Below are 23,512 nucleotides of genomic sequence, written 5' to 3' on the forward strand. Positions count from 1 at the left end.
TTCCACCTCCAGGGAGCCGTCGTGTCCGCAATCCTGCTCGCCACCGTCGCCCGCACCACCGTCCCGCGGACCGCGCTCCGCCGGGTCCTCGCCCTCGACGCCGTGGTCACCACCGGCAACGGCCTCGCCTACGCCGCCTTCTCCGCCCCGCTCGGGCGGCTGCTCGGGGTCGGTGCGACGACCCTGTTCGAGCTGGGGCTCCTCCTCACCGCCTACGGCGCGGGGGTCAGCTGGCTCGCCTCGCGGAGCCGGCCCGCCGCATTCCCGGTGCGGTTGGTCATCGAGACGAACTGCGCCTGGACGGTGCTCAGTCTGGTCTCGCTCTTCGCCTGGTTCTCGCCGACCGCCGCCGGTGCGATGTGGATCCCGGCGCAGGCCCTGACCGTCGCCTCCTTCGCCCTGCTCCAGCACCTGGCGCTGCGCTCGGCCGGCTCGGGGGAAGGCCCGGGCTCAGGAGCCGAGTGAGTGCAGGTACTTCGCCGTCGCCGGGTCGGCCGGGAGCAGTGTCTCGATGGCCAGCTCGGCGACGGTCACGTCCATCGGCGTGTTGAAGGTGGAGATGGACGACACGAACGACAGCAGATGCCCGTCGTGCTCGATCCGCAGCGGCAGGGCGATGTACGGGACCGCCACCCCGTCCGCCCCGGTGTCCCCGTACCGCGGGGCGGGCGCCGGCGCCACCGGGTAGGCCGCCACCTCCTCGTACAGGGCGCGCAGCGGCTCCGAGCGGGCCAGTGCGATCTGCCGCTCCATCTGCTCCAGCAGATGCCCGCGCCACTCGGGCAGGTTGTGGATCCGCGGGGCGAGCCCCTCGGGGTGCAGGGTGATCCGCATCGCGTTCAGCGGCGGCTCCAGCAGGTGTTCCGGCATCCCCTCCAGCAGCATGGCGATGCCCCGGTTCGCCGCCACCACCGTGTACGTGGCGTCCACCACCAGCGCCGGGTACGGCTCGTAGCCGCTGAGCAGCCGCTCCAGGCCCTCGCGCAGCACCCTCAGTTCCGGGGCGTCCATCGGGGTGTGCGCGTACCGGGGTGCGTAACCGGCGGCCAGCAGCAGCGCGTTGCGGTCCCGCATGGGTACGTCGAGCCGGTCGGCGAGCCGCAGCACCATCTCCTCGCTGGGGCGGGAGCGGCCCGTCTCCACGAAGCTGATGTGCCGGGAGGAGGAGTCGGCGCGGCCGGCCAGTTCCAGCTGGCTGATGCCGCGCCGCTCCCGCCAGGTGCGCAGCAGGGCTCCCACACTCGTCGTCGTCATGCCCACGACGGTAGCCGAGCCGCGGTCACCCGAGGTCGAAGACGTTTCGCAGGCCGAGACGGTAGCGCCACAGGTCGTGCCGCTTCGCGGACTCCACCTCAGGGGCCCGGTACAGCGGCCGGACCGTGCACCGGGCGGCCTTCGAACCGTCCCGGTCCAGCAGGGAGTTGACGGCGGCCCTGGCCGAGGCGTTGGCGCCCTCCATCGTGGCCAGGTCGATGTCGACGGCCACGTAGTCCCCGCTGAGGAAGAAGTTCGGGATCCGGGTGCCCGCGCTCGGCCGGTTGTGGAAGGTGCCGGTCGGGTGGATGAGCAACTGGTCCTGGTTGGTGGGGTTCGGGGTGCCGAGCCCGTCCACGCCCGGGTCCAGGAACCAGGAGTGCAGCTTGGAGTCGGCCAGCAGCGTCCTGCCCGTGTCGTTGAGCGAGGCCTTCAGCTGCGCCCACACCTCTCGGGCGACCTCGTCGCGGGTGCACTCCTTGGCCGTCTTCCCGTACAGGATGCCGGGCTTGTCCCACTCCGAGATGTCCACCGACAGGCAGTCGACCGCCGCGCCGTCCCCGTAGTCGGCGGGGAAGTCCCTGGAGGGCCAGTGCTCGGCCTGCTGGATCGCCGTCAACGACCAGGGCGAGTCGATGCAGTTGAGGTGTCCGTGTACGAGGGGTGCCCGCTCGGTCAGGTAGAACTGGATGCCGGTCATCCAGTCGGTCTCCAGCTTGTCGCAGCGCCCCAGCATCGGGTCCGCGGCCCGCAGCGCCGGGCCCCAGGTGCGGCGGGCGTGCTCGACGGGCAGCGCGCTGACGTAGTGGTCGGCGGTGACCGTCTTCCGGACCCCGGCGGGGTCCTCGGTGACGACCCCGCTCACGCGGCCGCCGGCGTACTGCACCTCGCGCACCGTCCAGCCGATCCTGAACTCGACGCCGAGGGACCGCAGATGGGCCTCCCAGGGGTCGATCCAGGCCTCGTTGGTCGGCAGGTTGAGGATGCGGTCCGGCGGGCCGTCCGCGCCGCGGCCGAGCAGGTTGAAGACGAAGGCCTCGCCGAGCGTGCCCACCGTCCGGGTGGAGGCCTCCTCGGCCTTGGTCGCCACGATGTTGCGGGTGACGCCGATGGCGAGGATGCGCTGGTACTCGCTCGACATCCGCGCCGCGCGCACGAAGTCCCACCAAGGGGTGCGCTCCCAGACCTCGTTGCGCCGCTCGTCGCAGCTGGTGAGGAAGACGAGGGCGCGGTCGACGAAGTACGCCGTCTCGTGCGGCGGGAGCCTGACCAGCGACTGCATGATGCCGGCCAGCGCCCGGCGCAGCTCGTCGGGGGTCAGCTCGGCGGGGGAGTGCTCGGGCCAGGGGATGGGTGCGCGCAGGTCCTCGCGGCCGGCGGCGCGGGCGAACATCATCTCGCGCGGGGCGACGAGGTTGTCCCACACGCCGTTGGCGTTGCCGGGGAAGGGGATGCGCCGCATCGTGTCGGGCAGGTTGTGGTAGATGCCCGGGATGAAGCGGAAGCCGTGCTCGGCGGGCAGCGGCCTGCGGCCGCCGCGGGCGCTGCCGGGTACGTCCATGCTGCGGGCCTTGCCGCCGAGGGCGCGGCGCTCGTACACGGTGACGGCGTAGCCGCGCTCGGCGAGCTCGTGCGCGGCGGTCAGGCCGGCGACCCCGCCGCCGAGGACGGCGACGCTGCGGCCGGCCGGCGGTGCGGTGGCGGCCGCGCCTTCGGCCGCCACCGCGGACGCCGCGGCCGCCACCGGAGCGGCGGCCGCCGACAGGGCTCCGGCCGTGGCCGCCGCACCCGCTATGAAGGTGCGCCTGGAGCTGCCCGCGCCCGTGCCCGTACTGGTGCCTGTCATAGCCACGCCCCTTGGTTACCGGTGGTAACAGTGATGTCAGGCGCAGGAGCATAGGGCTGGCGTGGTGGGCATGGAAGCGGGCAGGAGTACCCGAGCGCACTATGGCGCGAAAGGCTCGCTCCGGCCTGCGCTGTGGGAACCTTGACGACACGTCACGGGGAAAAGGAGCCGGTGCATGCCGAGTGAGCCGCTGTCACAGAAGGAGATCGAGGACCGGTTGCGGGAACTTCCCGGCTGGGCCTTCGAGGACGACCGGATCTTCCGCACCTACCGCCTGGGCACGCACTTCGCGGCGAGCGCGCTCGTCGCCCACATCGCCGCCGTGCAGCAGGAGTTGAACCACCACTCCGACCTCACCCTCGGCTACAACACGGTCCGCCTGTCGGTGAACAGCCACGACGCGGGCGACGCGGTGACCGAGAAGGACTTCGAGCTGGCCCAGCGCGTCGAGGGCCTCGCCCCGGCACACGGCGCCGCCTGACGCCGCACACCGGGGCGATGATCCCCCGTACAGAAACCGGCCGCCCGGGGCCGGTCAGACCGGCTCCAGGCGCCACCACTGCGCGGGCGAGTCGGTGTCCTCGTACTGGCGGGCCCGGCCCTCCGCGTCCGCCTCCAGGGGCAGGCCGCTGATCGCCGCGATCAGCGAGACCACGCCGGGATCGTCGAGGTGCTCCTCGACGATCCACTCCTGGGCGCCGAAGGCATTGGCCCGCCACACCTGGATGCGCGTGCCGCTCTCGGTGGACGCGTTGGCGACATCCAGCCGCTTGCCGTTGTGGACGCTGACCAGGTGGAAGAGGCCGCCGCCGCTGTGCACCGGCGAGATCTCCCAGTGCAGGGCGGTCGGCGGCGCGTCGTCGGGGCCGACGCACACCCGGTTGCCGGCCTCCACCTGGAGCAGCAGGCCGCTGGCGACATTGCGCACCAGGTAGACGCCGTCAGGGACGTTCATCGGCCGCTCAGATGTCGAAGACGGCGGGGTCGGGCCCGATCCGGCGGCCCGCGGAGCCGGCGCCCAGCGCGTCCAGCGCGGCGATGTCGGCGGCGTCCAGCTCGAAGCCGAAGACGTCCAGGTTCTCCCGGATCCGGGAGGGGGTCACGGACTTGGGGATCACGACATTGCCGAGCTGGAGGTGCCAGCGGAGCACCACCTGGGCGGCCGAGCGGCCGTGCTTGGCCGCGATCGAGGCGACGGCGGGGAGCGTGAGCAGCTCCTTGCCCTGGCCCAGCGGCGACCAGGCCTCGGTGGCGATGCCCAGGCGCGCGTGCACCTCGCGCAGCTCGGCCTGCGGGAACAGCGGGTGCAGCTCGATCTGGTTCACGGCCGGCACCAGGGAGCTCTCGGCGCCGAGCCGCTCCAGGTCGGCCGGGCGGAAGTTCGACACGCCGACGGCCTTGGCGCGGCCGCTCTCGGCGATCTCCTCGAAGGTCTTCCAGATGGCGAGGAAGTCCTCGCGCATCGGGCGCGGCCAGTGGATCAGGTACAGGTCGACGTGGTCCAGGCCCAGCTTGCCGAGCGACGCGTCGAACTCGCGCAGTACGTTGTCCCGGCCCCAGGTCTCGGACGACCCGTTCCAGAGCTTGGTGGTGACGAACAGCTCCTCGCGCGGCACGCCGGCACCGGCGATGGCCTTGCCGGTGCCCGCCTCGTTGCCGTAGATGGACGCCGTGTCGATGCTGCGGTAGCCCGCCTCCAGCGCGGTCGTGACGGCCTGCTCCGCCTCGGCGTCCGGCACCTGCCAGACGCCGTAGCCGAGCTGGGGCATGAGCGTGCCGTTGTTGAGCTTGGTGCTGGGGACCTGGTTCACGTCTCGTCGTTCCTCGGGGTCGTCTGTGGAGCTCCTACGACCGGCGACAACCTGCCTCCCGTACCCGGTATTCCCAGCCACCCCGATGATCCGCACGGGAGTACGGTTCAGGCCCCCAGATAGGCCTCCCGCACGAGGGGGTCGGCCCGTACCTCGGCGGCCGTGCCCTCGGCCAGCACCGTACCGAGGTCCAGGACGACCACGCGGGTGCAGAGGTCCATCACGAAGGCGACGTTGTGCTCGACCAGCAGCACCGCGCAGCCCTCCTCCTCGGCCAGCCGCCGGACGACCGCCGCGAGCTGCTCCCGTTCGGGGGCCGACATGCCCGACGCGGGCTCGTCCAGCAGCAGCACCCGCGGCGGGTCGGCCACCGCGCGGGCCAGCTCCACCATCCGGGCCTGCCCCACGGGCAGCCCCCCGGCGTACGCGGCCCCGAGCGGGCCGATGCCGCACGCCTCCAGTACGCGCTCCCCTCGCTCCCGGCGCTCCCGCTCGCGGCGGCGCCGGGTCGGGGACGAGAGGAGATCGGCCGCGAAACCGCCCCCGCCGCCGCGCCACTCCTGCGCGACGAGCACGTTGTCGGCCACGCTGAGCTGCCCGAACAGCTGCTGGCGCTGGAACGTCCGGCGCATCCCGTGCCGGGCCCGCCACACGGGGGAGCGGCGGGTGATGTCCTGCCCGTCCAGCAGCATCCGCCCCCGGTCCGGCCGCCGGATCCCGGACAGGACGTCGAACAGGGTGGTCTTCCCGGCCCCGTTCGGACCGATCAGTCCGCACACCTCGCCGGCCCTGATCCCGAGATCGACCTCCGTCAGCGCCCTGACACCGCCGAACCGGACACTGATCCCGCTGCCCTGAAGCACGTACGGCGTCGTCATGTGGCAATCCCCAGGTAGGCCTCGGTGAGCCGGTCCGCCTCCACCTCGGCGCGCGGGCCGCACCAGGAGACCCGGCCCTGCGAGAGGTAGGCGACGGTGTCGGCGATCCCGAGGATCTCGGCGGCCTTCTCCTCCACCAGCAGCAGCGCGGTCCCGGCGGCGCGCAGCTCGGTGAGCAGCGCGTACACCTCCTCGACCACGCGGGGCGCGAGCCCGAGCGAGGGCTCGTCGGCGATCAGCACCTCGGGCGGCCGCTGGAGCAGCGGGGCGAGGGCCAGCAGTTGCTGCTCCCCGCCGGACAGGGCCCCGGCGGGGATCCGGCGCCGCTCCCGCAGGCGCGGGAACCGCTCGTAGACCGCGTCCCGTTCGGCGGCGTCGGCCAGGTACAGGGCCAGGTTCTCCTCGATGCTGAGTGCGGGGAAGATCCCCCGCCCCTCGGGGGCGAGCAGCACCCCGCCCCGGGCGCGCCGCACGGCTCCGTCGGCGGTCATGTCCCGGCCGCCGACGCGGACGCTGCCGCCCGCGACGGGCACCAGCCCGGCGGCCACCCGGCAGGCGGTGCTCTTCCCGGCGCCGTTGGGGCCGAGCACGGCGAGGATCTCCCCCTTGCGGACCACGAGGTCCACCCCGTGCAGTACGAGGCCCCCGTCGTACCCGGCGGTGACGCCCCGCAGCTCCAGGGCGGGCGCCGGCGCGCCGACGGGTGCGACGGGTGCGACGGGTGCGGTGGGCGCGGTGGGTGCGGTGGGCCCCGCGGGGCCCTTCGCCGCCCGGGCCCCGGGCTCCCGTACCTCGAACACCGGCGGGGCAGCCTCCCGGCCGACCACGCCTCCCGGCGGGCTCTGGGACGCGGCGGCGCGCTTGCGCGCCAGCCGCACCGGAACGGCCGCGCAGTAGCCGTCGGGGTCGTTGGCCAGGGCCAGGCCGGCCAGGCCGAACAGGATCACCGGCAGGTGCGCCGAGGAGGTCACGTAGTCGGACAGGACGCGCGGGGCGAGCGCGAACACCAGCCCCGCCACGATCGCGTACTGCGGCCGGCGCACGCCCGCCGCCACGACCACCGCGAGCCAGACCAGCCCCGTCATCGCCGTGAAGTCGGTGGCCGTGATCCGGGTGTTGTACGAGGCGTACATCACGCCCCCGAAACCGGCCAGCCCGGCCGACAGCGTGAACAGCAGCAGCTTCGTACGCAGTACCGACACCCCGGAGGCCATCGCCGCGGCCGGGGCGGAGCGGACGGCCAGCACCGCCCGCCCGGTCGGCGAGTTCCGCAGCGCGCTCAGCCCCGCAGCCACCACGGCGACCAGTACCACCAGCGCCACCCCGAGGGCCCGGTCGTCGGACAGGTCCACCGGCCCGAACACCGGCCGCGGCAGCGACCAGCCCGAGTCGCCGTTGCGCAGCCACCGCATCTGGAAGAGCACCTGGTCGGCCAGGAACGCCAGCGCCAGCGTGGCCAGCGCCAGCGAGCGCCCGCCCAGGCGCAGCGCGGGCAGCGCCACGAGCGCTCCGAGCACCGCCGCCACACAGGTGCCCACCGCGGCGGCCGCCACGAACGGCCAGCCCCGGCTCATCAGCAGCCCCGCCACCAGCGCGGCCCCGGTCACGAAGGTCCCCTGGGCCAGCGACACCATCGCCCCGAGCCCGGTGACGACCGTGAAGGACATGAACACCAGGGCCAGCGCGAGGCCTTGGGCGAGCAGCCCGCTCCAGAACGGCGTGGTCACGGTGTAGAACGCCGTGCCCAGGACGAGCGCCGCGCCCGCCCAGACCCCCCACCGCCGGAGCCACGGTGCCCCGGCGAGGTGGTCCACCGGCGGGGCGTCCACGGCGGCCGTCCCGGCGGTGCGTGCCCGCCGGGTCAGCACGAGCAGCCCCGCGAACAGGATGAGGAAGGGCACCGCCGTGCGGAATCCGGTGATGTCGTCGGCGAAGTGCGCGTACCCGACGGCCAGGTTCTGCAGTACGCCGAGCCCCAGCCCGCCCGCGAAGGCGAGCGGAACGGACGCGAACCGCCCGATGACCGCGGCCGTGGCCGACACGAACAGGAACAGCGTGAAGTCGTGCGCCGACAGACCCAGCAGCGGCGTCGCGAGCACCCCCGCCAGTCCCGCCAGCCCCGACGCGATCATCCACGCCACCGACGACAGCCGGTCGGCGCTGATCCCGCGCAGTTCGGTGAGCGAGCGGTTGTCCACGGCGGCCCGCAGCAGCAGCCCCAGCCGCGTGTGCCGCATCAGCACCCACAGGGCCACCGCCACCACCGCCGTCACCACCCAGGTGATCAGCTGGTCGGAGTCGACGCCGACGCCCTCCAGGGGCTGCCAGGCCTTCGCGGGGCTCGGCCCCACGCCCGGCAGGCCGAACTGGTTCTCGGCCGGCTTCATGGGGGCCCCCGCGTCCGCCAGCAGCTCCACCGCCCACAGCCCGGCCGCCGGCAGCGCCACCAGCAGCCCGATGGTGGCCACGATCTGCGCCGTCTCCCCGACGCGGGCGAGCCGCCGGAACATCAGCCGGTCCAGGGCCCACCCGAGCCCGGGTGCCAGGACGCACACCACCAGCAGTGCCGCCGGGACGGCCGGCCACCCCAGCCCGGAGTGCAGCTCGTAGAAGGTGAGCGCACACAGGTAGGCGGTGGCCCCGTGCGCGAAGTTGAACAGCCCGGACGCCGAGTACGACAGCACCAGCCCGGTGGCGAGCAGTGCGTACAGGGCGCCGGACACCAGACCGCTCAGAACGACGGCGAGCAGATCTCCCATGCCCGTGCCCCTACTTGAAGGGGATCGGCTCGTGGCACTTGAACGGTACGGAGACCTCGTACGCCCCGTTCTTCAGCTGGACGAGCGCCCCGCAGCCGAAGCTGTCCTTCTGCCCCTTGGGCTCCGCCCGGTCGCCGACGAGCGTGCCGGTGTCGGAGAAGCTCTGCGCGGCGGCCTGGAAGGACTCGACGGTCAGGGCCTTGCCCGCCTTCTGCGCGATGGACACGAAGAGGTCGGCCGACATGTACCCGGTCAACATGTGCATGTTGAGCGGTACGTCCTGCCCGCCCGCGGCGGCCTTGATGTCGGCCTTGAACTGCGCCATCTTCGGGTCGGTCGACTCGAACGGCTGGAACTGGAGCAGGACGTGGACCCCGTCCAGGGCCTGCTTGGTGGCGTCCTTGGCGAGCAGCCCGGGGTCGTAGTCGGTCGGGTCCGAGAGCAGGCCCTTGTAGCCGCTGCGCTTGAGCGCGGTGAACAGCCCGATGTTGTTGGGGGTCTGCATGACCGAGACGACGGCGTCCGGTGCCTTGCCGTCGTTGCTGTCGAGGATCTCCTTCACGTACGCCGACCAGTCGCTCGGCACCGCGGTGCCCGGCACGGCCGCCTTGGCGTAGGACACCTTGAACCCGGCGCTGGTGAAGCCCTGTTGGAAGGTGCGCACCCCGAACTTGCCGGCGTCGCTGTCGTTGGCGATGATCGCGACCGACTTGCCCTGGGCCCCGCCGAGGAGCTGGCCGATGCCCTCCGGCCAGGTCTGGTTGATGGTGCCGCCGGGGGTGGGGACGAGGCAGCCGTTGAAGCCGTAGATGTACTTGGGCCCGCAGAAGGAGGGCAGCGTGCCCCAGCCGAAGGTGGGGACCTTCTCCTGCTCCAGGAAGTCGGCTCCGGAGAAGGTGACCGAGCTCATGGGGGAGACCGCGAAGACCTTGTCCTGCTGGACCAGCTTGCGGGCGGCGGCGAGGTTCTTGGCGGGGTCCTGGCCGTCGTCCTCCGCGCCGATGTAGTCGATCTTCCGGCCGTTGACGCCGCCCTCGGCGTTGGCTCTCAGGTACCTGGCCTTGGCGCCGAGGTCGGTGTCCTTCTTGCTGTATCCGCTGGCGCTGGTCATCGACACGATGCCGCCGACCTTGATCGAGTCGGCGCTCACCCCGCGGGAGTTGCCGGTGGCGCCGGGCTTGCCGGGAGAGGTGCTGTTGGAGGCGGAGTTGCAGGCGGAGACGAGCGCGAGGGCCGCTGCCGCGGCGGCCAGGGTGCGGATCGGTCGCAACATGTGTGGATCCCCTCCGGTCGGAATCCCCGCATTCTGTGCGCGACCTGACGCATCGTCAATATCGTGGGGACAAGTGAAGTGACGATCCGTCAGATTCGTGGGTCAGGCGGGCCTGGGCGAGTACAGCTCCGCCACCTCCGTCGCGTAGGCCTTCTCGATCGCCCGGCGCTTCAGCTTCAACGAGGGGGTCAGCAGGCCGCGTTCCTCGGTGAACTGCTCGGCCAGCACCCTGAAGTTGCGGATCGCCTCCGCCTGGGAGACCAGCGTGTTGGCGGCCACCACCGCCCGGCGGACCTCCGCCGCGAGATCGGCGTCGTGCACCAGGTCCGCCGCCGGAAGCTGCGCCCGGCCGCGCATGGACAGCCAGTGGGCTATCCCCTCCATGTCGAGGGTGATCAGGGCCGCGATGTACGGCCGGTCGTTGCCCACCAGCACGCACTGGGACACCAGGGGGTGCGAACGCACCCGCTCCTCCAAGGCGGTCGGCGAGACGCTCTTGCCGTTGGAGGTCACCAGGATCTCCTTCTTGCGCCCGGTGATGGTCAGGTAGCCGTCCCCGTCGAGCCGCCCCAGGTCCCCCGTCGCCAGCCAGCCCTCCCGCAGCACCGCCTCCGTCGAGCGCGGGTCGTTGAGGTAGCCGGAGAAGATGTGCCCGCCGTGCAGCCACACCTCCCCGTCGTCGGCGATGTGCACCGTACTGCCGGGGATCGGCTGCCCCACCGTTCCGTACTTCGTGGCCCCGGGCGGGTTCGCCGTGGCCGCCGCGCACGACTCGGTAAGCCCGTATCCCTCGAAGACCGTCACCCCGGCGCCGTCGAAGAACAGCCCCATCCGGCGCGACATCGCCGACCCGCCCGACATGGCGTGCCGCACCCGGCCGCCCATGGCATCGCGGACCTTCCCGTACACCAGCTTCTCGAACAGCTGGTGCTCCATGCGCAGTTTGGCCGAGGGTCCGGCCCCGGTGCCGAAGGCCTTCTGCTCGCGCGCCTCCGCGTACCGTACGGCCGTCTCCACCGCCCGGTCGAAGGGGCCGGTCCGCCCCTCCGACTCGGCCTTGCGGCGCGCGGCCGCGAACACCTTCTCGAAGACGTACGGGACCCCGAGGATGAAGGTCGGCCGGAACGCCGCCAGGTCCGGCAGCAGTTCCGCCGCCGCCAGGACGGGCTGGTGACCGAGCTTCACGCGGGCCCGGACGGCGGCCACCTCCACCATGCGCCCGAAGACGTGGGCGAGGGGGAGGAAGAGCAGCGTGGAGGGCTGTTCCCCCGGCCCGGCCTGGAAGACGGACTCCCAGCGCGCGACCATCGTGTCGGCCTCGTACATGAAGTTGCCGTGCGTCAGCACGCAGCCCTTGGGCCGGCCGGTGGTGCCCGAGGTGTAGATGACGGTGGCGATCGCATCGGGGGTCACGGCTCCGCGATGGCGGTGCACGACGTCCTCGGACACCCCGCGCCCGTCCTCGACCAGGCCGTCCACCGCGCCCGAGTCGAGCTGCCACAGCCTGCGCAGGAGCGGCAGCCCCTCGATGACCGATCCGACGGTCATGGCCTGGTCCTCGTTCTCGACCACGCAGGCCGTGCACTCGGAGTCGTACAGGATCCAGTGCACCTGCTCGGCGGAGGAGGTGGGGTAGACCGGCACCGGCTGGGCGCCGATGGCCCAGAGGGCGAAGTCGAACAGCGTCCACTCGTACCGGGTGCGGGACATGACCGCGACCCGGTCGCCGAAGCGGATGCCCTGGGCCAGCAGCCCCTTGGCCAAGGCCAGTACCTCGGCGGCCAGTTCCCCGGAGGTCACGTCCTGCCAGACGCCGTCCGCCTTCCGGCCGAGCACGACCCGGCCGGGGTCCTGCCGGGCATGCAGGAAGACGACGTCGGCCAAGCCGCCCACGGGCGAGCCCGTGACGACCGGTGGGACGGTGATCTCGCGCAAGGCCCCGCTCCTCTCGGCACAGCGCGGTGACGCTACCCCACCGGCCCGCCCGCCCGGCAGCGTTGCGGAAACCTCCACAAGATCCCCCCGCCCCACCCGGCGTGACCAGCGCGGCTGGGCCGCCCGGCGCCGCGTCGGCCAGCGTCCGCCCGCCGCGTCGGCCGCCACGCCGAGAGCGCACCGTGGCGCTCGCGGAGCCGGTCGCCCCCGCCGGGCACCCCGGCGCCCGGGGGCGCCTCGGCGGGCCTGCGTTGCCTGCCGCGCCAGCGGCGCTAGGGGGTGTCCGGCGGATCATGGCCGGGGCCACGGTTTGTGGCACGGCGCCTCGCCGCGTTTCCGAAACGCCCCAACGGCTCTCCGGCGCCTTGCGATGCACCGCGCCAGACACCGCGGCCTGTCCGACCCCGATCCGCCGGCCAGGCGCTAGGCCGGGCGGCTCAGGCGGTCGCCGCCTGCCAGGATGGCGGCCGCGAGCGCCTCGGAGGCCGGGGTCGGGCGCCGGCCGTGGAGGAGGGCGAACTCCACCGGCCCCAGTTCCGGCAGGCCGCCCACGCGCACCAGCCCCGGCGGGATCAGGCCCCGGGTGTGGGCCATGACTCCCAGGCCCGCGCGGGCCGCCGCGATCAGACCGCTCAGACTGCCGCTCGTACACGCGATCCGCCACGGCCGCCCGTGGCCCTGCAGCACGTCCAGCGCGCGGGCCCGGGTGATCCCGGGCGGCGGGAAGACGATGAGCGGCACCGGCCGGTCGGGGTCCACCCGCAGTCCCTCCGCCCCGATCCACACCATGCGGTCGCGCCACACCAGCCTGCCCCGCTCGTCGCCCGGGCCCCGGCGCTTGGCCAGCACCAGGTCGAGGCGGCCCGCGTCGAGCCGCTCGTGGAGCGTTCCCGACAGCTCCACCGACAGCTCCAGCTCGACCTCGGGGTGCTCGTGACGGAAGCCCTCCAGGACCTCGGGCAGCCGGGTCAGCACGAAGTCCTCCGACGCCCCGAAGCGCAGCCGCCCGCGGATCCGCTTACCGGTGAAGAAGGCCGTCGCCCTCTCGTGCGCCTCCAGGATCGAACGCGCGAAGCCCAGCAGCGCCTCGCCGTCCTCCGTCAGCTCCACGCTGTGCGTGTCGCGGGCGAACAGGGTCCGGCCCGTCGCCTCCTCCAGGCGGCGCACGTGCTGGCTGACCGTGGACTGGCGCACGCCGAGGCGCCCGGCGGCCTGCGTGAAGCTCAGCGTCTGGGCCACGGTGAGGAAGGTGCGCAACTGCACGGGATCGTACATACCGCCCATCCTAGGCGTGGTCATCGTGTTCCGTGATGACAGTCAGTGCGGTGTGCGGGTTTCCCGATCACCGCCTCACCGCCGACCATCGAAGGAGGACCCCCGACCACACCGCCCCCGACGCCGACAGAGCAAGTGAGCACCCTGCCCCATGCGCCGCCCGCAGATCCCCGCCTGGCTCCCCGCCGACCCGTTCATCCTCGGTCTGCTCGCCACCGTCGCCGTCGCCGCCCTGCTCCCCGCCCGCGGCGCGGCCGCCTCCGCCGCCGAAGCGGCCTCCACCGCGGCCGTGGCCCTGCTCTTCTTCCTCTACGGAGCCCGGCTCTCCACCCGCGAGGCCGTCGAGGGCCTGCGTCACTGGCGGCTCCACGTCACCGTGCTCGCCTGCACCTTCGTCCTCTTCCCCCTGCTCGGCCTGGCCGCCGGCGGCCTCGTACCGAGCCTGCTGTCACCCCCGCTCCACAGCGGCCTGCTCTTCCTCTGCCTGGTCCCCTCGACCATCCAGTCCTCCATCGCCTTCACCTCCATCGCCCGCGGCAACGTCCCCGCCGCGATCTGCGCCGGCTCCTTCTCCAGCCTCGCCGGCATCTTCGTCACCCCCCTCCTCGCGGCCGGCCTGCTCGGCAACAGCGCGGGCGGCTTCTCCCTCGACTCCCTCCTCAAGATCGTCCTCCAACTGCTGGCGCCCTTCCTCCTCGGCCAGGCACTGCGCCCGTGGGTCGGCGCCTTCCTGGTCCGCAGGAAGAAGGCGCTCGGATACGTGGACCGCGGCTCGATCCTGCTCGTCGTCTACACCGCCTTCAGCGCCGGCATGGTGGCGGGGATCTGGCACCAGGTGAGCGTCCCGCGCCTCGGCGTCCTGCTGGCCGTCGAGGCCGCCATCCTGGCCGTCATGCTCCTGGTGAGCTGGTACGGGGCGAAGCGCCTCGGGTTCAGCCGCGAGGACCGCATCGCCATCCAGTTCGCGGGTTCGAAGAAGAGCCTGGCGGCCGGACTGCCCATGGCCAGCGTGCTGTTCGGCGCCCAGGCGAGCCTCGCCGTGCTGCCGCTGATGCTGTTCCACCAGATGCAGCTGATGGTGTGTGCGGTGCTGGCCCGCCGCCGCGCGCAGGACCCGGCGGGGGAGTCCGGCGCCGAACTGCCCGCCGCCCGTGTGGCGGAGGTCTCGCCGAGCCGTCAACACCCCAGCTCGCAGGCCCGGTAACGTGCGGCGGTGACCTGGATACGCCCGCTCTCCGCCCACGCCGAACGCCCCTGCACCCTGGTGGTCTGCCGCGGCTGCTGCTGCGGCGACCCCCGCAAGAACCCCGGCTCCGACCACGCCGGCCAACTGGCCCGGCTGCGCGAGGCCGCCGCAGCCTCCGGCGGCCGCCTGGCAGTGCGTACGACGGACTGCCTCGGGCCCTGTGCGCAGGCCAACGTCATCGTGGTGCAGCCCACCACGGAGGCCCGCCGCCGGGGCGCTCGCGCGGCGTGGTTCGGGTGGGCCCTGGACGACACGGCGACCGACGAGATCATCGCCTGGGCCGAGTCCGGCGGCCCCGGAGCCACCCCGGTCCCGCCGACCCTGGACCTCCACCGCATCGAGCCACCGGTCCCGAACCCGGGCACGTCCGGGTCGGGGTCGCGGCGCGCCCGCCGCGGGCGCTGAGTCGCACCGGGGGCGTTAAGGTGAGGAAATGTCCGCTTCTTCTAGGTTCGGGGTGTCAGTCGAGCGCCAACGACAAGGAACCCCTCCCATGAAGCTCAGCAAGCGCATCGCCGCCGCCTCGGCCGCCGTCCTGATGGGCACCCTCGCCCTCGGCGGGGCCGCCCACGCCGCCGACGGAGGCTCCGGCTCCGGCTCCGGCGACCCGGCCCAGCACCGGCAGACCGTCGACGCCTCCCCGGGTACGGACCACGTCGACGGGCAGCAGGTCCGGCCCGCCTCCGAGGACAACCCGTACAGCCAGACCGTGGAAGCCGGGCCGGACACCCCGCACACCGGAGCCGGGGCGAAGGCGTCGCGGTAGCGATCCCCCGGGGGCGGGCCCGCCGCGGGACCCGCCCCCGCTACGCCGGGAGGTCGATCCGCTGCTCGCCCGCGTAGATGTTCATGTTCCGGCCCCGCAGGAAGCCGACCAGCGTGAGCCCCGTCTCCAGCGCCAGGTCCACGGCCAGGGAGGACGGCGCAGAGACGGCCGCCAGGATCGGGATGCCCGCCATCACGGCCTTCTGCGCGAGCTCGAAGGAGGCCCGGCCCGACACCAGCAGGACCGCGCCCGCCAGCGGGAGCCGGCCGGCCTGGAGGGCCCGGCCGATGATCTTGTCCACCGCGTTGTGCCGGCCCACGTCCTCCCGCACGTCCAGCAGCTCGCCCGCGGCCGAGAACAGCGCGGCCGCGTGCAGCCCGCCCGTCCGGTCGAAGACCTTCTGCGCCGCCCGCAGCCGGTCCGGCAGCTCCGCGAGGAGGTCCGCGGACACCCGTACCGGGTCGGCGGCGAGCCCCGGGAACCGGCTCGCCGTGCGCACCGCGTCCAGGCTGGCCTTCCCGCACAGCCCGCAGGACGAGGTCGTGTAGACGTTGCGCTCCAGCGTGATGTCCGGCAGCGGAACCCCGGCTCCGAGCTGCACGTTGACCACGTTGTAGGTGTTCGAGCCGTCCTCCGTCGCCCCCTCGCAGTAGGTGACGGCCCGTACGTCCGCCGCGGAGCCCAGCACGCCCTCGCTCACCAGGAATCCCACCGCCAGGGCGAAATCGTCGCCCGGGGTGCGCATCGTGATGGCCAGCGGCTTGCCGTTCAGGCGTATCTCCAGCGGCTCCTCGGCGACCAGCGTGTCGGGCCGGGCCCCGGCGACGCCGTTCCGGATCCGGACGACGCGACGGCGTTCGGTGACCCGTCCCATGTGATCAGTCCACCCGTTCTGTACTCGCCCGCACTTCGTCGTGCATCTGACGAGCCCATTCTCGCGGATCCGCTCCTGGCGACGTCCCCGGCAGCAAGATCCTCGGAATTCTCCAAATTCCGGTGCCGGAATCCTGTCGGGTCACACGCATTCGTACCCATCGGTAGCAGGCGAAGCTGGGAGGTCCTGACTGCCGTACGAGGGGGGACCCCGCCCATGACCGGTTCACGCGTGGTGGCGCTAGGGCACTACCAGCCCGCGAAAGTGCTCACCAACGAGGACCTCGCGGCCATGGTCGACACGAACGACGAGTGGATCCGCTCCCGGGTCGGCATCAAGACCCGGCACGTCGCGGGTCCCGAGGAGCCGGTGGACGAGCTGGCCTTCCAGGCCGCCGGCAAGGCCCTCGCGAGTGCCGGCCTGAGCCCGGACGACATCGACCTCGTGCTCGTCGCCACCTCCACCGCGATCGACCGCTCGCCCAACATGGCGGCCCGCGTCGCCGCCAAGCTGGGCATGGGCGGCGGCCCCGCCGTCATGGACATCAACGTCGTCTGCTCGGGCTTCACCCACGCCCTGGCCACCGCCGACCACGCGATCCGGGCCGGCTCCGCCACCCGCGCCCTGGTCATCGGCGCCGACAAGATGACCGAGATCACCGACTACAGCGACCGCACCACCTGCGTGCTCACCGGCGACGGCGCCGGCGCGGCCGTCGTCGAGGCCTGCGACGAGCCCGGCATCGGCCCCGTGCTGTGGGGTTCGGTGCCGGAGATGGGCCACGCCGTCCGGATCGAGGGCTCGCCCCCGGTCTTCGCGCAGGAGGGCCAGTCGGTCTACCGCTGGACCACCAGCCAGTTGCCTCCGCTGGCCCGCAAGGTGTGCGAGAAGGCCGGGGTCACCCCGGAGGAGCTGGCCGCCGTCGTCCTCCACCAGGCGAACCTGCGGATCATCGAGCCGCTCGCGGCGAAGATCGGCGCCGTCAACGCCGTCGTCGCCCGCGATGTCGTCGATTCCGGCAACACCTCGGCCGGCAGCATCCCGATGGCCCTGTCCAAGCTGGTCGAGCGCGGCGAGATCCCCTCCGGGGCCCCCGTCCTCCTCTTCGGCTTCGGAGGCAACCTCTCCTACGCGGGCCAGGTCATCCGCTGCCCCTAGGGGGTGTCTGGCCCCGGGGCTCAGGAGGGCGAGCCCTCCAGGCCCTCCAGGCTGTCCATGAACGAGCTGACGGAGAACACCGCCCGGCCGGGCCCGGCCGGGCCGTAGCCGGGGGGCGAGCTCAGCCCGTACTCCTCCAGCGTCGCGCGGTAGGTCTCCAGCAGGCGGATGTGGTACTCCAGCGGCGCGCCCAGCGGATTGGCCTTGCCGAGCGGTGTCGTCGGCTCCGGGCACCACGTGGTGAAGCGGGGCACGACGCCGTTCGACATGAAGAACCGCAGGCCCTCGGCGGTGGAGTCGATCGCCTCGCTCACCTTGGTGAAGCCGAAGGGCTCGGCCATCTCGATGCCCGCCACGAAGTTGGGGATCACGTTGCGCGGGCCGAACACCTCGGCGGAGTCCAGGATCCTGCGGTGCCATTCGTCGCGGCCGACGTAGCGCTCCTTGCCCGGGCAGTGCAGCTCGAACAGCCGGCGGTCCCACACCTCGAAGTTGGGGTGGTAGATCTTGACGCCGTAGTCGTGGAAGCGCTGCACGGCGTCGCGCGGCAGGGCCTGGGCGACGACCTTGCCGGTCCAGCGGCCGGGGAAGCGCTCCTCGATGGCCTTCGCGTAGTGCCCGTAGAAGTCGGCCTCGTCGCGGCCGGCGACGTGCGAGGTGATCGAGCCGCCCGTGAGGGTGTACGCCCGGGAGGTCCCCGCGGTGTCGTACCGGTCGATGATCTCCAGGGCCTCCAGCACCTCCTCGACCGGCTTCACCCCGGTGTAGGGGCGGCCCGCCGCCTTGTGCTGGCGCCAGTTGTGGTTGATGTCGCAGAACTGGCACTCCTCCTTGGCCCCGAAGTACTGGCACACCCGGAAGACCGTCAGGTAGATGAGGTAGCCCCACTGGATGGTCGGTGCGACCTCCATCACCGACTTGCCGTTCGACAGCTTGTGCTTGTAGTACTCCGGCATCGGCGGCAGGCCGACGTCCGCGATCCGCGAGCCGTCCAGGTACAGGCCGAGCGTGCCGTCCTCGCCGCCCCGCACGATGTACGGGGAGTCCGGGTTGACCCGTACGGAGACGACCGTGCGGCGCAGATCGTAGGGGCCGCCCGTGAGCACGATCTCCTCGGGCGGCCGGTTGAGCGCGGCGGCGCCGAGCTCCGGCAGGGTGCGGTGGTCGAAGGAGAAGATGAAGTAGGACTTCGGCTTGACCTCGCCGGAACCTCCGTCGGCGGTGCCGCTGAGCGCGGACTCGTCGAAGGCCATGCCGCCGCGCAGGAGGTCCTCCTTGATCACGGCTTCCCGGGGCACGTGCGGGAATCGCCCCATCAGCCCCTCGACCAGCGCGGTACGGCTCAGGCTCTCCATGTGCTGCTCCATCCCTGACGTGTTGAGGGTCGCTTCGAAGCCTAACCCCCTGGTCGCGGCCGTGATGGTCAGGGTCCTGCGGGCTCCCGCTGCAGGCCCAGGTAGCTCCAGCGCACGTCCGGCCTGCCGAGCGGATCCGCACGCTCGTTGAGGTGTACGCGGTTCAGGCCGTGGCTGCGGGCGAGTTCGACCGTCTCGTCCCCCGACACGTCGAACATGCGCCGGCCGGGCGGTACGGGGCCGTGCCGCAGGGAGAGGACCACGCGCCCCCCGGCGGCGAGCAGGTCGACGATGCCCTCCATCGAAGAAGCCCGCTGCGGCTCGTCCAGGTGCATCCACACGGCCGTCAGCAGGATCAGGTCGAACCGGCCGCCGCGGCCGCGCAGCACCTCCAGCCCGGGCAGCGAGTCGTCGACCCAGTCGATGTCCCGGTCGGCATGGATCCGCCGGCCGAGCGCCCGCAGCTCCGCGGTGGGTTCCACGGCGGTCACCCGGTGCCCCCGGCCGGCCAGCGCGGCGGCATCGCGGCCGCTGCCCGCGCCTATGTCGAGGATCGCGCTGGGTCGCGAGGGGAACAGGTGCAGTACGTCGCGGTGGACCTCGGCGAAGGACACGCTCTCGTACTGCTCGACGAGGGCGGCCGCGGATTCACCGTAACCGGCAGTGCTGGCAAGGCTCTTGGGATCGATCATCCGAACAGGCTATCGAACGGGTCCGGCAAGCCGTCAGGTGCGGGGCTTCGCGCGGACGTGCATCCGCTCGCCCTGCCTCCCGAAGAGGCTGAGGATCTCGACGGGCCGCCCGTCCGCGCTGCCGAACCAGTGGGGCAGCCGGGTGTCCCACTCGGCGGCCTCGCCGGAGCCGAGGACCAGATCGTGCTCGGCGAGCACCAGCCGCAGCCGGCCCTCCAGCACGTACAGCCACTCGTAGCCCTCGTGCGTACGCAGGTCCGGCTCGGCGCCCCGGTCGGGGATGATCATCTTGTACGCCTGGAGGGGCCCGGGCCCCCGGGTCAGGGCCACGGACGTACCTCCGCTCGGCAGGGCGCGGGGGGTCATCCGTACGCGCGGATCCCCCACCTCCGGGGCGCCGACGAGATCGTCCAGCGCCACCCCGTACGTGCCGGCGAGCGGCAGCAGCAGCTCCAGGCTGGGGCGGCGCTGCCCGGACTCCAGCCGGGACAGGGTGCTCTTGGAGATGCCGGTCGCCTCGGAGAGCGCGGCCAGGGTCAGGCCGCGCTTGGCGCGCAGCGCCCTGAGCCGGGGGGCGACCTCGTCGAGGACCTCTTGGTACGGCGCCGGATTGTCCATGCGGGCATTCCACCCCGCTGTCCCGGAATCGGCAACAATAATTGCCGCTGGGGTGCGGCGGGTGGACTCTCCTCGGCATGAAGAAGCCAATCGGCGCAGGGCGAGCCGGGTCCACTGCGGCCGCGACCGGGACCGCGCAACAGACCCGGTCGGTCCGGTGGGTACTCGCCGGCCTTTCCCTGTCGGTGCTGCTGTCCTCGCTCGGCACCAGCGTCGCCAACGTCGCCCTGCCGACCCTGGCGCAGGCGTTCACCGCGTCCTTCCAGGAGGTCCAGTGGATCGTCCTCGCCTATCTCCTCGCCATCACCACCGTGATCGTCAGCGTCGGACGGCTCGGTGACGTCATCGGCCGCCGACGGCTGCTGCTGGCCGGAATCCTGCTCTTCACGGCGGCCTCCGTGCTGTGCGGCCTCGCGCCCACGCTGTGGGCGCTGATCGCCGCCCGCGCGGCGCAGGGGCTCGGAGCGGCCGTCATGATGGCCCTCACCATGGCCTTCGTGGGCGGGACGGTCCCCAAGGAGCGGACCGGCAGCGCCATGGGGCTGCTCGGAACGATGTCCGCGGTCGGCACCGCCCTCGGCCCCTCGCTCGGCGGTGCCCTGATATCGGGCCTCGGCTGGCGGGCGGTCTTCCTCGTCAACGCACCGCTCGGCCTCCTCGCCTTCGCCCTCGCGCACCGCCACCTGCCCGTCGACCGCCGGGAGCCCCGGGCGGACCGGGCCGGCTTCGATCACGCGGGCACGCTGCTGCTCGCCCTGACGCTCGCGGCCTACGCCCTCGCCATGACCCTGGGGCGCGGCGGTTTCGGCCCGCTCAACGCGGTTCTGCTCGCGGCCGCCGCCTTCGGGGTCGTCCTCTTCGTACGCACCGAGGCGAGGGCGGCCGCACCCCTGATCCGCCCGGCGGCGTTCCGCGATCCGGCGCTGAGCGCCGGCCTCGCCACGAGCGCACTCGTCTCGACGGTCATGATGGCCACGCTGGTGGTGGGGCCGTTCTACCTCTCCCGCGCGCTCGGGCTCGAAGAGGCGCTGGTCGGACTGGTCCTGTCGGCCGGCCCGCTCGTCGCCGCGCTGACCGGGGTGCCGGCCGGCCGCGTCGTGGACCGCTTCGGCGCGCCGCGCACGGTGATCGCCGGACTCGCCGCCATCGCGGCCGGCGCCGTCGCACTGTCCGTGACGCCCGCACGGTTCGGCGTGCTCGGCTACGTCCTCCCCATCGTGGTCGTCACCGCCGGGTACGCGGTGTTCCAGACGGCCAACAACACCTCCGTCATGGCGGACGTCGCCCCGGACCGGCGGGGCGTCGTGTCCGGGATGCTCAACCTGTCGCGCAACCTCGGGCTGGTCACCGGCGCGTCCGTCATGGGCGCCGTGTTCGCGCTCGCCTCGGCGACGGCGGACGTGACGGCGGCCCGACCCGACGCCGTCGCCACCGGCATGCGGGTCACCTTCGCGGTCGCCGCGGCCCTCATCGCCATCGCCCTCGCCCTCGCGGCGGGAGCCCGCACCCTCTCCCGGCGGGCGGCGCCGGACGCGGCCGCCCCCGGCCGCCTCCCCTGATTCCCCGCGGCCATCAGCGAGACGGACCGTCTCCCTACTCCGCGCGGGACATGCCCGCAGGTCAGCGCGGCGCGTCGCGGGACCGCCGGACGAAATACCTGGTCGGAACCACCTCGAACCTTTGCTATTGTTGTCCATGTCGCCGCGGGAAACCGGGGCCGACCACCTGGTCCGGGTGGCGGAATGGCAGACGCGCTAGCTTGAGGTGCTAGTGCCCTTTATCGGGCGTGGGGGTTCAAGTCCCCCCTCGGACACCAGCAGGAACCCCACTTCGGTGGGGTTCTTTTGCGTTTACGGGGACATCAGGCGGTGGAGGCGCAGGGCGAGCTGGATCTCCAGGGAGCGGGCCGGGGTGTTCCAGGTGTCGCCGAGGAGGCGGGCGATGCGGTCCAGGCGCTGGACGACCGTGTTGACGTGTACGTGGAGTGCGTCCTTGGCCCGGTTCAGGGCGGCGCCGTGGGCGTAGTACGCCTCCAGGGTGCGGACCAGTTCGGTGCCGCGCTTGCGGTCGTAGTCGAGGACCGGGCCGAGCACGTGCTCGACGTACCCCGGCATGTCCGTCCGGTCCCCGAGGAGGACGCCCAGGAAGCCCAGGCCCGGGAGGTCGGCGCCGGTACCCGTGCGGTCCAGGGCGTGCAGGGCCTCCAGACAGCGCAGGGCCTCCGCGTACACGGCCGGGAGTTCGGCGGGGCCATCGGCCGGGCCCGCGGAGCCCACGGTGACGGGGCTGCCCAGGGCCTGGCCCAGGTCCGCCGCGAGGGACTCGGCGAGGACGCCGGGCCGGTCGGGGGTCGGGGCCAGCAGGACGGCCCGGCCCTCGTGGAGCCCGGCCAGCCCGTCGAGCGCGCGGGCCTGGCGGGCCGCCTCCGCCGCGAGCCGGGGCCGTAGCGCGGTGTCGCAGTGCAGGACCAGCACGGCGTGCGGGCGGGTCAGGTCGACGCCGAGTTTGCGCGCCCGCAGCACCCGCAGGGCCTGGCTGCCGGCATCGCGCGGACGGCCGTCGGGCTCGGCGGTGAGCAGGTCGCCCAGGAGTTCGCCGCGGACCCGGTCCTCGGCCTGCGCGATCGACCGGCGCAGCAGCAGGAGCAGCGCGGTGACCAGGCTGGCACGCTCGAACAGGCGCCGGTCCGAGTCCGCCAGCTCCGCGCGCCCGGTGAGGCTGATGCTGCCCAGCAGTTCGGGCCCCGCGAGCACCGCGCACACCCAGATGCCGTCCGCGGCGACGGCCCGGCCCCCGGAGCGGGAGGCCGCGGCGCCCCGTACCGGCGGCGGGATCGGCTCGCTGTCGACCCGGGCCAGTTCGCTGCCGTCGGCGTCGTGCACCACGAGACCGCCGCCCAGCAGCGCGGCGACCTCGTACGCGAGACCGGCGACGTCGCCGCCGCGCAGGACCAACTCGGTGAGGCGGTCGTGGGTTTCGGCGGCCAGCCGCATCGCCTCGCCGTGGGCGCGCACCGCCTCGGTGGCCGCGCCCAGCTCCACCAGCGAGGTGCGGGTCTCCTCCAGGAGCCGGGCGCTGTCGATGGCGACCGCGGCGTGGTCGGCGAGCGAGGCGAGCAGGGCGACGGCGTCGGGCGCGAACTCCCGAAGGCGGCGGTCGGCGGCGTACAGGACGCCGATGACCCGGTCGCCGACGCGCAGCGGCACGCCAAGGATCCCGCGAAGCCCCTCCTCGCGCACGCCGCTGTCGATGGCGGGAGTGTGCCGGAAGCGGGAGTCGGTCCGGTAGTCGGCGCTGGCGTAGGGGCGGGCGGTCTGGGCGACCAGGCCGCCGAGCCCTTCGCCCATGCCCAGGCGCAGTTGCTGGAAGGCGGGGGAGACGCAGCCGTCGGTGACGCGCATGAACGTGTCGCCGGCGGCCGGGTCGTTGAGGGTGAGGTAGGCGACGTCCGTGCCCAGCAGCATGCGGGCGCGGTGGACGATGGCGCGCAGCACCGCGTCGAGGTCGCGCAGGGCGGCGAGGTCGCCGGCCGTGTCGAAGAGGGCGGTGAGTTCGGCCTCGCGCCGCCGGTGCTGGTCCAGGGTGCGGCGGATGTCCAGGGCCACCCGGGTGGCCTCCTCGACGAGGGCCTGCTCGCCGGGTCCGACGCCGGCGTCGCGGGCGGCCGCCGCCGGCCGGGAGAAGTCTTCGAGGGGCGCCCCGCGGTCCAGCAGGTCCAGCAACTCCCGCAGCGCGGCGGCCGCCTTGTCGTGCGCGGGGTTCATGGGGCGGC

General features: G+C 73.1%; 21 protein-coding genes and 1 tRNA gene. 8 read left to right on the forward strand and 14 right to left on the reverse strand.

Going from position 1 to position 23,512, the window contains the following annotated elements; translation table 11 throughout:
- Window positions 1-21: 21 nt before the first annotated feature.
- Entirely contained in the window at window positions 22-465 is a 444-nt protein-coding gene (locus ACZ7GJ_RS01665; RefSeq protein ID WP_470748325.1) for a hypothetical protein, read from the forward strand.
- Here ACZ7GJ_RS01665 and ACZ7GJ_RS01670 read toward each other — a convergent pair.
- Both ACZ7GJ_RS01670 and ACZ7GJ_RS01675 read right to left on the reverse strand, forming a co-directional pair.
- Complete coding sequence (locus ACZ7GJ_RS01670; protein WP_470748327.1) at window positions 451-1,254, reverse strand: helix-turn-helix domain-containing protein; 804 nt, start codon at window positions 1,252-1,254, stop codon at window positions 451-453. The two genes, ACZ7GJ_RS01665 and ACZ7GJ_RS01670, sit on opposite strands and share 15 nt — an antisense overlap.
- A gap of 25 nt (window positions 1,255-1,279) precedes the next feature.
- Complete coding sequence (locus ACZ7GJ_RS01675; RefSeq protein ID WP_470748329.1) at window positions 1,280-3,100, reverse strand: hydroxysqualene dehydroxylase; 1,821 nt, start codon at window positions 3,098-3,100, stop codon at window positions 1,280-1,282.
- Window positions 3,101-3,275: 175 nt separating this feature from the next.
- Between ACZ7GJ_RS01675 and ACZ7GJ_RS01680 the strand changes: the two genes are divergently transcribed.
- Entirely contained in the window at window positions 3,276-3,581 is a 306-nt protein-coding gene (locus ACZ7GJ_RS01680; protein WP_470748331.1) for a 4a-hydroxytetrahydrobiopterin dehydratase, read from the forward strand.
- Between the two features lie 54 nt (window positions 3,582-3,635).
- Here the strand turns inward: ACZ7GJ_RS01680 and ACZ7GJ_RS01685 are convergent, their stop codons facing one another.
- The 7 genes from ACZ7GJ_RS01685 to ACZ7GJ_RS01715 form a co-directional block, all read right to left on the reverse strand.
- On the reverse strand, window positions 3,636-4,055 hold the full coding sequence (locus ACZ7GJ_RS01685; protein WP_470748333.1) for an RICIN domain-containing protein: 420 nt from the start codon (window positions 4,053-4,055) through the stop codon (window positions 3,636-3,638).
- Window positions 4,056-4,062: 7 nt separating this feature from the next.
- Entirely contained in the window at window positions 4,063-4,911 is an 849-nt protein-coding gene (locus ACZ7GJ_RS01690; RefSeq protein WP_470748335.1) for an aldo/keto reductase, read from the reverse strand.
- A gap of 107 nt (window positions 4,912-5,018) precedes the next feature.
- On the reverse strand, window positions 5,019-5,789 hold the full coding sequence (locus ACZ7GJ_RS01695; RefSeq protein WP_470748336.1) for an ABC transporter ATP-binding protein: 771 nt from the start codon (window positions 5,787-5,789) through the stop codon (window positions 5,019-5,021).
- The gene (locus tag ACZ7GJ_RS01700; protein ID WP_470748337.1) at window positions 5,786-8,548 is read right to left on the reverse strand and encodes an ABC transporter permease subunit; all 2,763 of its coding nucleotides are present in this window, start codon (window positions 8,546-8,548) and stop codon (window positions 5,786-5,788) included. The genes ACZ7GJ_RS01695 and ACZ7GJ_RS01700 overlap by 4 nt, the downstream gene beginning before the upstream one ends.
- Window positions 8,549-8,558: 10 nt before the next feature.
- Complete coding sequence (locus ACZ7GJ_RS01705) at window positions 8,559-9,821, reverse strand: ABC transporter substrate-binding protein (protein ID WP_470748338.1); 1,263 nt, start codon at window positions 9,819-9,821, stop codon at window positions 8,559-8,561.
- Window positions 9,822-9,923: 102 nt separating this feature from the next.
- Entirely contained in the window at window positions 9,924-11,756 is a 1,833-nt protein-coding gene (locus tag ACZ7GJ_RS01710; RefSeq protein WP_470748340.1) for an AMP-dependent synthetase/ligase, read from the reverse strand.
- 423 nt (window positions 11,757-12,179) lie between these two features.
- Window positions 12,180-13,031 (reverse strand): LysR substrate-binding domain-containing protein, encoded by an 852-nt coding sequence (locus ACZ7GJ_RS01715; RefSeq protein WP_470748342.1) that lies wholly within the window; start codon window positions 13,029-13,031, stop codon window positions 12,180-12,182.
- A 151-nt stretch (window positions 13,032-13,182) separates the two neighbouring features.
- On the opposite strand from ACZ7GJ_RS01715, the gene ACZ7GJ_RS01720 reads away from it, so the two are divergent.
- The 3 genes from ACZ7GJ_RS01720 to ACZ7GJ_RS01730 all read left to right on the forward strand — a co-directional run bounded on the left by ACZ7GJ_RS01720 (window position 13,183) and on the right by ACZ7GJ_RS01730 (window position 15,043).
- Window positions 13,183-14,235 (forward strand): bile acid:sodium symporter family protein, encoded by a 1,053-nt coding sequence (locus tag ACZ7GJ_RS01720; RefSeq protein ID WP_470748343.1) that lies wholly within the window; start codon window positions 13,183-13,185, stop codon window positions 14,233-14,235.
- A 9-nt stretch (window positions 14,236-14,244) separates the two neighbouring features.
- On the forward strand, window positions 14,245-14,682 hold the full coding sequence (locus ACZ7GJ_RS01725; RefSeq protein WP_470748345.1) for a (2Fe-2S) ferredoxin domain-containing protein: 438 nt from the start codon (window positions 14,245-14,247) through the stop codon (window positions 14,680-14,682).
- Between the two features lie 88 nt (window positions 14,683-14,770).
- Window positions 14,771-15,043 carry a hypothetical protein gene (locus tag ACZ7GJ_RS01730; protein WP_470748347.1) on the forward strand — a complete coding sequence of 91 codons (273 nt, stop codon included), beginning with the start codon at window positions 14,771-14,773 and terminating at the stop codon, window positions 15,041-15,043.
- Between the two features lie 40 nt (window positions 15,044-15,083).
- On the opposite strand, the gene fdhD is transcribed toward ACZ7GJ_RS01730, so the two are convergent.
- On the reverse strand, window positions 15,084-15,917 hold the full coding sequence (fdhD, locus tag ACZ7GJ_RS01735; protein WP_470748348.1) for a formate dehydrogenase accessory sulfurtransferase FdhD: 834 nt from the start codon (window positions 15,915-15,917) through the stop codon (window positions 15,084-15,086).
- 216 nt (window positions 15,918-16,133) lie between these two features.
- Between fdhD and ACZ7GJ_RS01740 the strand changes: the two genes are divergently transcribed.
- Window positions 16,134-17,075: a beta-ketoacyl-ACP synthase III gene (locus ACZ7GJ_RS01740; RefSeq protein WP_365918957.1), complete on the forward strand. Its 942-nt coding sequence runs from the start codon at window positions 16,134-16,136 to the stop codon at window positions 17,073-17,075.
- 20 nt (window positions 17,076-17,095) lie between these two features.
- Here the strand turns inward: ACZ7GJ_RS01740 and ACZ7GJ_RS01745 are convergent, their stop codons facing one another.
- The 3 genes from ACZ7GJ_RS01745 to ACZ7GJ_RS01755 form a co-directional block, all read right to left on the reverse strand.
- Entirely contained in the window at window positions 17,096-18,430 is a 1,335-nt protein-coding gene (locus tag ACZ7GJ_RS01745; protein WP_470748350.1) for a radical SAM protein, read from the reverse strand.
- 68 nt (window positions 18,431-18,498) lie between these two features.
- Window positions 18,499-19,122, reverse strand: a complete 624-nt coding sequence (locus ACZ7GJ_RS01750; RefSeq protein WP_470748352.1) for a class I SAM-dependent methyltransferase — start codon at window positions 19,120-19,122, stop codon at window positions 18,499-18,501.
- 33 nt (window positions 19,123-19,155) lie between these two features.
- Window positions 19,156-19,740: a helix-turn-helix domain-containing protein gene (locus ACZ7GJ_RS01755; RefSeq protein WP_470748354.1), complete on the reverse strand. Its 585-nt coding sequence runs from the start codon at window positions 19,738-19,740 to the stop codon at window positions 19,156-19,158.
- Between the two features lie 77 nt (window positions 19,741-19,817).
- Here ACZ7GJ_RS01755 and ACZ7GJ_RS01760 point away from each other — a divergent pair, with 77 nt between their 5' ends.
- Window positions 19,818-21,299: an MFS transporter gene (locus ACZ7GJ_RS01760; protein ID WP_470748356.1), complete on the forward strand. Its 1,482-nt coding sequence runs from the start codon at window positions 19,818-19,820 to the stop codon at window positions 21,297-21,299.
- Between the two features lie 169 nt (window positions 21,300-21,468).
- A tRNA-Leu gene (locus tag ACZ7GJ_RS01765) sits at window positions 21,469-21,556 on the forward strand.
- Window positions 21,557-21,590: 34 nt separating this feature from the next.
- Here the strand turns inward: ACZ7GJ_RS01765 and ACZ7GJ_RS01770 are convergent.
- Window positions 21,591-23,504, reverse strand: coding sequence for a helix-turn-helix domain-containing protein (locus ACZ7GJ_RS01770; protein ID WP_470748358.1), 1,914 nt, complete (start codon window positions 23,502-23,504; stop codon window positions 21,591-21,593).
- Window positions 23,505-23,512 lie beyond the last annotated feature (8 nt).

The organism is Streptomyces sp. NPDC037242, from assembly GCF_055604165.1.

Excerpts from the sequence above, each read along its gene's own strand:
- ACZ7GJ_RS01715 (WP_470748342.1), bottom strand. The coding sequence starts at position 13,031 with ATGTACGATCCCGTGCAGTTGCGCACCTTCCTCACCGTGGCCCAGACG.
- ACZ7GJ_RS01750 (WP_470748352.1), bottom strand. The coding sequence starts at position 19,122 with ATGATCGATCCCAAGAGCCTTGCCAGCACTGCCGGTTACGGTGAATCC.
- ACZ7GJ_RS01670 (WP_470748327.1), bottom strand. The coding sequence starts at position 1,254 with ATGACGACGACGAGTGTGGGAGCCCTGCTGCGCACCTGGCGGGAGCGG.
- fdhD (WP_470748348.1), bottom strand. The coding sequence starts at position 15,917 with ATGGGACGGGTCACCGAACGCCGTCGCGTCGTCCGGATCCGGAACGGC.
- ACZ7GJ_RS01680 (WP_470748331.1), top strand. The coding sequence starts at position 3,276 with ATGCCGAGTGAGCCGCTGTCACAGAAGGAGATCGAGGACCGGTTGCGG.
- ACZ7GJ_RS01745 (WP_470748350.1), bottom strand. The coding sequence starts at position 18,430 with ATGGAGAGCCTGAGCCGTACCGCGCTGGTCGAGGGGCTGATGGGGCGA.
- ACZ7GJ_RS01685 (WP_470748333.1), bottom strand. The coding sequence starts at position 4,055 with ATGAACGTCCCTGACGGCGTCTACCTGGTGCGCAATGTCGCCAGCGGC.
- ACZ7GJ_RS01760 (WP_470748356.1), top strand. The coding sequence starts at position 19,818 with ATGAAGAAGCCAATCGGCGCAGGGCGAGCCGGGTCCACTGCGGCCGCG.
- ACZ7GJ_RS01695 (WP_470748336.1), bottom strand. The coding sequence starts at position 5,789 with ATGACGACGCCGTACGTGCTTCAGGGCAGCGGGATCAGTGTCCGGTTC.
- ACZ7GJ_RS01675 (WP_470748329.1), bottom strand. The coding sequence starts at position 3,100 with ATGACAGGCACCAGTACGGGCACGGGCGCGGGCAGCTCCAGGCGCACC.
- ACZ7GJ_RS01770 (WP_470748358.1), bottom strand. The coding sequence starts at position 23,504 with ATGAACCCCGCGCACGACAAGGCGGCCGCCGCGCTGCGGGAGTTGCTG.
- ACZ7GJ_RS01720 (WP_470748343.1), top strand. The coding sequence starts at position 13,183 with ATGCGCCGCCCGCAGATCCCCGCCTGGCTCCCCGCCGACCCGTTCATC.
- ACZ7GJ_RS01730 (WP_470748347.1), top strand. The coding sequence starts at position 14,771 with ATGAAGCTCAGCAAGCGCATCGCCGCCGCCTCGGCCGCCGTCCTGATG.
- ACZ7GJ_RS01705 (WP_470748338.1), bottom strand. The coding sequence starts at position 9,821 with ATGTTGCGACCGATCCGCACCCTGGCCGCCGCGGCAGCGGCCCTCGCG.
- ACZ7GJ_RS01700 (WP_470748337.1), bottom strand. The coding sequence starts at position 8,548 with ATGGGAGATCTGCTCGCCGTCGTTCTGAGCGGTCTGGTGTCCGGCGCC.
- ACZ7GJ_RS01740 (WP_365918957.1), top strand. The coding sequence starts at position 16,134 with ATGACCGGTTCACGCGTGGTGGCGCTAGGGCACTACCAGCCCGCGAAA.
- ACZ7GJ_RS01755 (WP_470748354.1), bottom strand. The coding sequence starts at position 19,740 with ATGGACAATCCGGCGCCGTACCAAGAGGTCCTCGACGAGGTCGCCCCC.